The following is a 3,097-nucleotide window of genomic DNA, read 5'->3' on the forward strand; positions in this document are numbered from 1 at the left end:
GCCGCGCCTGCTGCGGTTGCGGCACTCGACGACGCCGACGCCAGTGTGCGCCGCGAAGCGGTGGGCGTGCTCGGCTGGCTCAAGCAACTCGATGCGCTGCCGGTGCTGGCACGCCTGGCCAGCGCCGACCCGGACACCGAAGTGCGCCGCGCCGCCACTGGTGCCCTCGGTCTGGCCTCTGGCGCCGAGGTGCTGCCGGCCTTGCGCCAGGCCTTGCAGGACCACGCCTGGCAAGTGCGAGAAGAGGCGGCCACCACCCTGGGCAAGGTCGGCCACAGCGATGCCGGTCCGGCGTTGATCGAAGCCTTGAACGATGACTACTGGCAAGTACGCCTGCGCGCCACTCGCAGCCTCGGTCGCCTGCGTTTTGCACCGGCTCTGGACACCTTGATCGAGACCCTCGGCCACCGCATCAGCAACCTGCGCAAGGAAGCCGCGCTGGCCCTCGGTGAGTTGAATGATCGCGGGGCCGTGGCGGCGTTGCAGGCAGCGCAGGATGACGGTGACCCGGAAGTGCGCAAAGCGGTGCGGATTGCCTTGAGTCAGTTGCAATGAAGCCGCTGTCGGTGGGCAATTCGCAAAGCGCACAGACCTTGCGCCTGAGTTGGCCGGACGGGCGTGAATCGGTGCTCAACCATGCCGAACTGCGCCGCCAGTGCCCGTGCTCGCAGTGCCGTGCGTTTCGCCTGAAAGGGATGACCCCGCGGGTCGATGACCGGGTCCGCCTGATCGAGATCAACCCGCAGGGCTACGGCATGCAACTGGTGTTCAGCGATGGGCACCAGCGCGGAATCTATCCGTGGGACTACCTGGCACAGCTCACCCCTTGAGAACACTGCGTTGCCTGTGGGAGCTGGCAAGCCAGCTGCCACAGAGACTTCGGTGTTCGGGTTACTGCGCAGCCGTCATCGCCGGCCGGCAGCCATGGAAAACATCCAGCCCTGGCTGATACAGCGAGGTCTTCACGTCAAACAACCCCAGCACCGAATGGAACAGGTTGTCATGGCTCAGATCCGCCTGCCCGGTCTTGCCTTGCAGGCAGCCGCGATCAATTCCTTCGCTGGCGAGCGTACCCTTGCCAAACCACATCACCATCGGCACATGGGTCTGCGCTTCGGGCGCCAGTGCATATGGCGCGGCGTGCAGGTACAGGCCGTTTTCACCCAGCGATTCACCGTGGTCGGAAACGTACAGCATCGAGGTCTCCAGCGTGTCCTGATTGCGCTTGAGCAACTCGATGACCTGGGCGAGGAAATGGTCGGTGTAGAGGATGGTGTTGTCGTACACGTTCACCAGTTCATCGCGGCTGCAACTGCCTAGCTGGTTGGTGTGGCAGATCGGTTTGAAGCGTTCCATTTCCTTCGGATAGCGCTCGTAGTACTCGGGGCCGTGGCTGCCGTCGGCATGCAGAACGATGATCGCGTGGCCCTTGAGGCTGTCGATGTAGCTTTGCAGATCCGCCAGCAGCGCTTCGTCGAGGCAATTATTGCCATCGCAGAACGGTCCCGGCTGATGCTTCGAAATATCGCGATGGGGGACGCGCAGGCAGGTGCCCTTGCAGTCGCTGTTGTTGTCCAGCCACAGCACCTGCACGCCGGCCCGCTGCAGGATATCGAGCAGGCCTTCGTAGGTTTTGCCTTTCTTGTCGCTGTAATCCTCACGGGGGAACTTCGAGAACATGCACGGCACCGACACTGCCGTCGAGGTGCCACAGGAATGCACCTGAGTGAAGTTGAGGATGTCCAGTTTGCTCAGTTCGGGGTTGGTCTCACGCGCATAACCGTTGAGCGAGAAATGGTCGGCACGCGCCGTTTCCCCGACCACAAACACCATCAGTGATTTCTTCTCGCGGGCGGCAGCCTTGGCGCTCATCACCGCGTCTTCGCCGATGGTCTGTACCACGAAGTGCTTTTTGATGCCCAGGCGTTGTTGGGTGTATTTGCTGATGGCGTAGATGTAGTTGGTCGGGTTGATGAAGTGGGTGAGCTTGTCTTCCTGGCGAAAGATCGGTGCGTAGGTCGAATAAAACGTGCCTACGGAAGCCGCGATCACCAGCACGCAGGCGATGCTCACCAGCACCTTGTTGAGCAGGCCGCGAAAAAACGGCCGATAGCTCACCGGCCAGCGCCAGATCAGCACGGCCGGCAGCACGCCGAGCAACAGCACGTAAGTCAGCAGCTTGCCGTTGAACAGCGCGGTGGCTTCGTCGGGGTTGGTTTCGAACACGTTCTGGATCATCACCGTGTCGATGGTGATCCCGTATTCGTTCATGAAATACGCCGCGCAGGCCGAGAGCAGGGCGACCACGGTCAGCGCCGGTTTCAGCGTCCAGCGAAACGACACCAGGGTCAGCAGCAGGGTGATGGCCGCCCACAAAAACAGCCCAAAGGAGGCGAAAAACGCCAGTTTGTGCGCGCCTTGCAGGGTAATCAGCGCGCCCAGCGCCTTCCAGGTCGCCAGGTTATACAGCGCCACCAGCGCCAGGGAAAACAACAGCACCAGTCGGGTAGGAGTGATGGACGGTAAACGCAGTCCGTTGCCCAAAGCCATGTCAAACATTCCTCTACAAAAAAGACCGCCACGCGGTTGCGCGTGTAACTGTAGAAGAACATTAGTAAAAAAATTGTAAACATCCTGTAACAACTACCGAGTGGATTCACCCCAATCAAAGGCTGGGAGCAGGTTTTTTTCAGAGGGATTTGCTGACCGGGCACGGGCGGGTTGCTCCCCACGTCACACAGGAACTGCCGCAGGCCGACTGGCGGTGCTTGTCAGTAAAATCCTACAGGAGTACAAATGTACTCCATGAAGACACTGACGCCTCGCCGTACCGCCATCCTGACCTTTATCCGCGAACGCATCGCCGAACACGGTCAGTCCCCAAGCCTCGCTGAAATCAGCGAGGCTTTTGGTTTTGCCTCGCGCAGCGTGGCGCGCAAGCATGTGCTGGCGCTCACCGACGCCGGGTTTATCGAGGTCAATCCGCATCAGGCCCGGGGCATTCGCCTGCTCGGGCAACCGGCGCGCCCGGAACTGCTCGAGATTCCCGTGCTCGGCCGGGTCGCTGCCGGTGCGCCGATCGGTGCCGATGCCGAGG

Annotated in this window: 4 protein-coding genes; 3 read left to right on the forward strand and 1 reads right to left on the reverse strand. The window is 61.3% G+C overall.

What is annotated here, in order from left to right; translation table 11 throughout:
* The coding region (locus tag DBR24_RS32120; RefSeq protein WP_256591452.1) for a HEAT repeat domain-containing protein at positions 1-555 on the forward strand (555 nt) is incomplete at its 5' end.
* On the forward strand, positions 552-830 hold the full coding sequence (locus DBR24_RS13240; RefSeq protein ID WP_128614987.1) for a DUF971 domain-containing protein: 279 nt from the start codon (positions 552-554) through the stop codon (positions 828-830). The genes DBR24_RS32120 and DBR24_RS13240, both read left to right, overlap by 4 nt.
* Positions 831-891: 61 nt before the next feature.
* On the opposite strand, the gene DBR24_RS13245 is transcribed toward DBR24_RS13240, so the two are convergent.
* Positions 892-2,550 (reverse strand): phosphoethanolamine transferase, encoded by a 1,659-nt coding sequence (locus DBR24_RS13245; RefSeq protein ID WP_128614988.1) that lies wholly within the window; start codon positions 2,548-2,550, stop codon positions 892-894.
* 246 nt (positions 2,551-2,796) lie between these two features.
* On the opposite strand from DBR24_RS13245, the gene DBR24_RS13250 reads away from it, so the two are divergent.
* On the forward strand, positions 2,797-3,097 hold a 301-nt coding region (locus DBR24_RS13250), incomplete at its 3' end, for a LexA family protein (protein WP_371921284.1).

This window comes from Pseudomonas sp. HMWF006, from assembly GCF_003061205.1.
GTDB lineage: Bacteria > Pseudomonadota > Gammaproteobacteria > Pseudomonadales > Pseudomonadaceae > Aquipseudomonas > Aquipseudomonas monsensis.

What these genes read in the sequence shown, in the direction of transcription:
- DBR24_RS13240 (WP_128614987.1), top strand. Translation starts at nt 552, where the DNA reads ATGAAGCCGCTGTCGGTGGGCAATTCGCAAAGCGCACAGACCTTGCGC.
- DBR24_RS13245 (WP_128614988.1), bottom strand. Translation starts at nt 2,550, where the DNA reads ATGGCTTTGGGCAACGGACTGCGTTTACCGTCCATCACTCCTACCCGA.